Annotated in this window: 4 protein-coding genes; all 4 read right to left on the reverse strand. The window is 71.1% G+C overall.

Going from position 1 to position 6,577, the window contains the following annotated elements:
* Positions 1-325 precede the first annotated feature (325 nt).
* The gene (ilvD, locus tag ACZJYS_RS21595) at positions 326-2,050 is read right to left on the reverse strand and encodes a dihydroxy-acid dehydratase (RefSeq protein ID WP_493180274.1); all 1,725 of its coding nucleotides are present in this window, start codon (positions 2,048-2,050) and stop codon (positions 326-328) included.
* Between the two features lie 173 nt (positions 2,051-2,223).
* Positions 2,224-2,745, reverse strand: coding sequence for a PepSY domain-containing protein (locus tag ACZJYS_RS21600; protein ID WP_493180275.1), 522 nt, complete (start codon positions 2,743-2,745; stop codon positions 2,224-2,226).
* Positions 2,746-3,005: 260 nt separating this feature from the next.
* Positions 3,006-5,705 carry a valine--tRNA ligase gene (locus ACZJYS_RS21605; RefSeq protein ID WP_493180276.1) on the reverse strand — a complete coding sequence of 900 codons (2,700 nt, stop codon included), beginning with the start codon at positions 5,703-5,705 and terminating at the stop codon, positions 3,006-3,008.
* Between the two features lie 79 nt (positions 5,706-5,784).
* Positions 5,785-6,540, reverse strand: coding sequence for a DUF2497 domain-containing protein (locus ACZJYS_RS21610; RefSeq protein WP_493180277.1), 756 nt, complete (start codon positions 6,538-6,540; stop codon positions 5,785-5,787).
* Between the last annotated feature and the right edge of the window lie 37 nt (positions 6,541-6,577).

Here is a 6,577-nt window from a genome sequence, read left to right on the forward strand (position 1 = left end):
GGCGGCCGCCATGAGGACCACCCGGCGGATAGCCGGGCGGCGGGCCATAGGGCTGCGCCTGCGCGGCCCCGGCCAGCGGCAGGGCGGCAGCCAGGCCCCCCAGCAACCCACCCAGCAATGTGCGACGGTTCAGCATCCGGTCCTCTCCCTGTCCCGCCGCATCCCGGAGGCTGCGGCGTCCATGTCCCGAGCTTAGGGAGCCGACCATGGCGAAGCTGGGGCGGAAGAAAGACGAAGCGGGGCGCGGTGTTACAAAGAAAGACCGGGGGAGAATGAATTCTCCCCCGCGCCCCCTCTTCTTCTTTCTGTCAGTTCAGGAAGACGCTCAGATATCGGCGTAGCAATGCGTTTCCTCGGCACCGCCGGGGTGGGTCACGGCGCCGAGATGCGCCGGCCCGACAAGCTGCGCATACTTCCACAGCGCGCCGGAATTGTAGTCGGTCCTGCGCGGCTGCCACGCGGCGCGGCGCGCGGCCAGCTCCTCGTCGGAGAGCAGCACGTCGATGCTGCCCTTCTCGGCGTCGATGACGATGCGGTCGCCATTCTTCAGCAGGCCGATCGGGCCGCCGACCGCCGCCTCCGGCCCGACATGGCCGACGCAGAAGCCGCGCGTGGCGCCGGAGAAGCGGCCATCGGTGATCAGCGCCACCTTGTCGCCCATGCCCTGGCCGTAGATGGCGGCGGTGGTGGAGAGCATCTCCCGCATGCCGGGGCCGCCCTTCGGGCCCTCGTAGCGGATGATGATGACGTCGCCCTCCTTGTAGGCGCGGCTGTCCACGGCCTTGAAGGCGTCCTCCTCGCAGTCGAAGCACAGCGCCGTGCCCTCGAAGCGCTGCACCTTCATGCCGGCCACCTTCACGATGGCGCCGTCCGGCGCGAGGTTGCCCTTCAGCCCGACCACGCCGCCCGTCGGCGTCAGCGCCTTCGAGACGGGGTAGATCACGTCCTGGTCGGTCGGGAACACCACGTCGGCGTGGTTCTCGGCCAGCGTCTTGCCGGTCACGGTCATGCAGTCGCCATGCAGCAGGCCGGCGTCGAGCAGCGCCTTGATGATGACCGGGATGCCGCCGACCTTGTGCACGTCGAGCGCCACGTACTTCCCGCCCGGCTTCAGGTCGGCGATGTAGGGGGTGCGGCGCATGATGGCCGCCACGTCGTCCAGCGTGAAGCGGATGCCCGCCTCATGGGCGATGGCCGGCAGGTGCAGCCCGGCATTGGTCGAGCCACCCGTGGCGCCCACCACCACCGCGGCGTTCTCCAGCGCCTTCAGCGTGACGATGTCGCGCGGGCGGATGTTCTTGCGCAGCAGCTCCATCACCGCGCGGCCGGAGGCGACGGCCCAGCGGTCGCGGTCCTCATAGGGCGCGGGCGCCCCGGCCGAGCCGGGCAGCGCCAGCCCGATCGCCTCGGAGACGGTGGCCATGGTGTTGGCGGTGAACTGCCCGCCGCAGGCGCCGGCCGAGGGGCAGGCCACGCATTCCAGCGCGTGCAGATCCTCGTCCGACATGTTGCCGGCGGCGTGCTGGCCGACGGCCTCGAACACGTCCACGACGGTGACATCCTTGCCCTTGAACTTCCCGGGCAGGATCGAGCCGCCATACATGAACACGCTCGGCACGTTCAGGCGCAGCATGGCCATCATCATGCCGGGGAGCGACTTGTCGCAGCCCGCCAGCGTCACCATCGCGTCGTAGGAATGGCCGCGCATGGTGAGTTCCACCGTGTCGGCGATGGCGTCGCGGCTGGCCAGCGACGACTTCATCCCCTGGTGGCCCATGGCGATGCCGTCGGTCACCGTGATGGTGGTGAACTCGCGCGGCGTGCCGAAGCCTTCCTTCACGCCCTGCTTCACGCTCTGCGCCTGGCGGTTGAGCGCGATGTTGCAGGGGGCGGCCTCGTTCCAGCAGGTGGCGACGCCCACCAGCGGCTGGGCGATCTCCTCCTCCGTCATGCCCATGGCATAGTAGTAGGAGCGGTGCGGGGCGCGCTCCGGGCCGACGCTCACATGGCGGCTCGGCAGGCGCGACTTATCCCAGTTTTGCTCAGCCATGCGGGTGTGACCTTCGTTCCGTTGCGTCCCGCCGCTGTATCGCGCAACAAGCTTCCGCCGGCAAGCCGAGCACAGGGCAGCGCCGGCCATGAAAGAAGCCCGGGAGCGGCTGCCCCCGGGCTTTCCCCGGCCGATGGCGGGCGCCGGGGGCTGGCCCCGGCGCCCGCCGGGCCTCAGCCTTCCTGCTGCCGGCTGACCATGCCGCTCTTGGCGTCGATGCGCAGCTTGACCTTGTTGCCAGCCTGCTCGGCATTGGCCGTGATGGTGTCGCCGTCGCGCTCGACATCGCTCACATCCGAGTAGCCGCGGTCCTTGAGCATCGCCTCGGCCTGGTCGGTGCTCAGGCGCTTCTCGTCGCGCACCATGCCGGTGCGGGCGTCGACGCGCAGATCCTCGACCGTCTCGCCATAGCGCTTGGCCTCGGAGACGCGGAAGGTGTCGTCGTTGCGCTCCAGCTCCTCGATCTCCGAGTAGCCGCGCGCCTGCAGGGCGGTGCGCACCTGCTGCTCCGACATGGCCTGCATCTGGCTGCCGGCCTGCTGGCCCTGGCTTTGGCCCTGCTGGGTGGACTGGGCCTGCATGCCGCCGGCGGCGCTGCCGGGCTGGCCGGGATTGACGCCCTGGGCGAGCGCCACGCCCTGCGCGCCGAAGAAGAGAACGGTGGCGATCGCAGCAGAATTCAGGAGCTTCGTCATGTCAGTGAGCCTCCATGGCTTGGATGGCCTCGGCCCGTTCCTCCTGGGGAGGCCGGGCGCGGGACTTGTGTCCCGCGGGCCTTGAGCGCCCCGCAGCCTGTGGCGGGGCGTCGCGACCGTGTGCCGCATGGAGGGGAAACATGAAAAACCGGACATGGTTTCGCCATAATCCGGCTTTTCTCACGAAAACGCGAGCTTCGCCGTAATCCCCGCTGCCGGCCCGGGCATGGGCCGGCATCCGGTTCGGGAGAAGGAACGCCTCAGCCCGCGATGCGCGCCAGCGCCGCCTCCAGCCGTGCCACCTCGGCCTGCGCGCTCGCGAGGCGCTCGCGGTTCTCCTCGACGACCTCCGGCTTGGCGCGGGCGACGAAGTCGGCATTGGCCAGCTTCTGCTCCACCTTGGCGCCCTCGGCCGCCGCCTTGTCCCGCTCCTTGGCGAGCCGCGCCCGCTCCGCGCCGAGGTCGATCACCTCGGCCAGCGGCAGCAGCACCGTGGCCTCCGCCACGACGACCTGCGCGACACCCTTCGGCGCCTCCCCCGCCGCCAGGGCGCGGAACTCCGTGGCGCGCGCCAGGCGGCGGATGGCCTCGATCCAGCGGCCGCCCCGCGCCAGCGTCTCGGCGGAGGCACCTTGCAGCAGCAGCGGCACCAGCACGGAGGGCGGCACGTTCATCTCGGCGCGCACGCCGCGCACGGCGGAGACGAGGCCCACCAGCCAGTCCAGCTCGGCCCGCGCCGCCTCGGCCCCCGGCACCGCCACGGGCTGCGGCCAGGGCGCGCCGATCAGGCTGCATTCCGGGCCATAGCCGAAGCGGTCCCACAGCTCCTCGGTGACATAGGGCATCACCGGGTGCAGCAGGCGCAGGATGGTGCCGAGCACGTGCTGGGCGGCGCCCTTCACCTCGGCCTTCTCAGGCCCCTCCGGCCCGTTCAGGGCGGGCTTGGCGAATTCCAGGAACCAGTCGCAGAAATTGTTCCAGACGAAGCGGTAGCAGGCGCCCGCATAGTCATCCATGCGGTAGGCTTCGAGCGCGGCGGTCGCCTCGGCGATGGCGGCATTGGCGGCGTCGAGGATCCAGCGCGCCAGCGGCGTCTCCACCTTCGACGGGTCGAAGGCCGCATCCGGCGCGATGCCGTTCATCTCGCAGAACCGCGCCGCGTTCCACAGCTTGGTGCCGAACGAACGAAAGTCCTCGACGCGCTTGCGGCCGAGCTTCACGTCGCGGCCCGGCGTCGCCATCGAGGCGATGGTGAAGCGCAGCGCGTCCGCCCCGAAGCTGTCCACCAGCTCCAGCGGGTCGATGACGTTGCCCTTCGACTTCGACATCTTCTGGCCCTTCTCGTCGCGGACGAGGCCATGGATGTAGACAGTGCGGAAGGGCACATCGCCCATGAAGTGGTGGCCCATCATCATCATCCGGGCGACCCAGAAGAAGATGATGTCCCAGCCCGTCACCAGCACGTCACCGGGGTAATACTTGTCGAGTTCCGGTGTCTTGTTGGGCCAGCCCAGCGTGGAGAACGGCCACAGCGCCGAGCTGAACCAGGTGTCCAGCACATCCGGGTCGCGGGTCAGCGTCACGCCGTCGCCGAGCTTCGCGCGGGCCTGGGCCAGCGCCTCCGCCTCGGTGCGGGCCACGAACACGCTGCCATCCGGCGCGTACCAGGCCGGGATCTGGTGCCCCCACCAGAGCTGGCGCGAGATGCACCAGGGCTGGATGTCGCGCATCCAGCTGAAGAAGATGTTCTCGAAGTGCTTGGGCACGAACTCGGTGCGCCCGGTCTCCACCGCCTCGATGGCGGGCTTCGCCAGCGTCGCCGCGTCGCAATACCATTGCAGCGTCAGGCGCGGCTCGATCGGCACGCCGGAACGGTCGCCATGCGGCACGGCGTGGCTGTGCGGCTCGATGGTCTCGACCAGCTCCAGCCGCTCCAGCTCGGCCACGATCGCCTTGCGCACGGCGAAGCGGTCCTGCCCGGCCAGGCTCCGCACGAAGTCCGGCGCGGCCACGCCCTCCACCGCCACCAGATCGGCCGCGATCTCGTCGAGGAAGACGTTGCCATCCGCGTCCAGCACGGAGGGCATGGCGAGGCCGTGGCGCTTGCCCACGGCGAAGTCGTTGAAGTCGTGCGCGGGGGTGATCTTCACCGCGCCCGAGCCCTTCTCGGGGTCCGAATACTCATCCGCCACGATGGGGATGCGGCGGCCCACCAGCGGCAGGATGGCGAACTTCCCCACGAGGTCGCGGAAGCGCTCGTCCTCCGGATGCACGGCGATGGCGGTGTCGCCCAGCAGCGTCTCCGGCCGGGTGGTGGCCACCACGATGAAGCGGCCCGGCGCGCCTTCGACCGGGTAGCGCAGGTGCCAGACGCTGCCCTTCACCTCCCGGCTCTCCACCTCCAGGTCGGAGATGGCGGTCTGGAACTTGGGGTCCCAGTTCACAAGGCGCCGGTCGCGGTAGATCAGCCCCTGCTCGTGCAGGGTGACGAACACCTCGCGCACCGCTTCGGAGAGGCCCTCATCCATGGTGAAGCGCTCGCGCGGCCAGTCCAGGCTGGCGCCGAGGCGGCGGAGCTGGCGGGTGATGTTGCCGCCCGACTGCGCCTTCCACTCCCACACATGCTCGAGGAACTTCTCGCGCCCGATCTCGCGCCGGTTCACGCCCTGGGTGGCCAGCAGGCGCTCCACCACCATCTGCGTGGCGATGCCGGCATGGTCGGTGCCCGGCTGCCACAGCGCGTCCCGCCCCTGCATGCGGCGCCAGCGGATCAGGATGTCCTGGATCGTGAAGGTCAGCGCGTGGCCGATATGCAGGCTGCCCGTGACGTTGGGCGGCGGGATCATGATGGTGAAGGGGTCCGCCCCGCTGGCGGGGTTGGCGCCGAACTTGCCGGCGGCCTCCCACCCTTCATAGAGGCGCTGTTCGAAACTGGCGGGCGAGAGGGTCTTGTCGAGCATGGGCGCACGCTTGTGCGGGCGCCGCGCCGCCGTCAAGAGGCAGCAGCGGGAGGGCGGAGAAAACCCCCGCCCTTCCCGCTCAGCCGCCGCGGCCGCCGGACATGACGCGGCCGATCTCGGCCTTCACCAGCCGCTCCACCATCGGCGGCAGGTGCTGCTCCAGCCAGGCCTTGAGCAGCGGGCGCAGCTCCTCGCGCACCACATCCTCGATGCTGGCGCCGCCCTGGCGCGTCACCGGCGCCTGGCGGTCCTCCGTCACGGCGCGGGCGAGCTGACCCAGCGCTGCTGCTGCGGCGGCCGCCGCGACAGGGCCGAGCAGCCCCTCCTCCAGCTCCGCCGCATGCGGTGCGGAAGCGCGCCCGGCGGCAGGCTCCGGCACCAGCGGCACGGGCCCGGCCGCCTGCGGCTTCGCTTCGGCCGCCTGCGGCTGGGGTTTTGCTCCGGCCGCCTGCGGCCCGGCCTCCGGCTCCGGCCGGGGCGCGGGCGGCCTGGGCTCCGCCGGCGGCGGCACGATGGCCACGGGCGGCGGCAGCGCCGCCGGTGCGGGCGTGGAGGGGGCGCCGCCGGATGCCGGCGGCGCCCCGGCCGGGGAGGCCGGCGCCGGCCCGATATTGGCCAGCCGGCGCAGCGGCAGGGGCGGCCGCGCCGGCGCCGGCGGCTGTGGCGCCGCCGTGCTCGCCGGGGTGCGCGGCGCGGGCACCAGCATCTCCTCGGTCAGGTCCAGCGGCGGCGGGGCGTCGCGCCCCTCATCCTCGTTCAGGATGCTGCGGATGGAGGCCAGGATATCCTCCATGGAGGGCTCCTGGGGGTCGGGGCGATAGGGAGGTTCGGCCATCTCAACGCACTTCCTGTTGCCGGCCGCCGCCCTGGCT

The organism is Roseomonas sp. TS2 (assembly GCF_058833935.1).

Bases quoted from the DNA above. Each gene is read 5' to 3' on its own strand.
- ilvD (WP_493180274.1), bottom strand. From the start codon at position 2,050: ATGGCTGAGCAAAACTGGGATAAGTCGCGCCTGCCGAGCCGCCATGTG.
- ACZJYS_RS21600 (WP_493180275.1), bottom strand. From the start codon at position 2,745: ATGACGAAGCTCCTGAATTCTGCTGCGATCGCCACCGTTCTCTTCTTC.
- ACZJYS_RS21605 (WP_493180276.1), bottom strand. From the start codon at position 5,705: ATGCTCGACAAGACCCTCTCGCCCGCCAGTTTCGAACAGCGCCTCTAT.
- ACZJYS_RS21610 (WP_493180277.1), bottom strand. From the start codon at position 6,540: ATGGCCGAACCTCCCTATCGCCCCGACCCCCAGGAGCCCTCCATGGAG.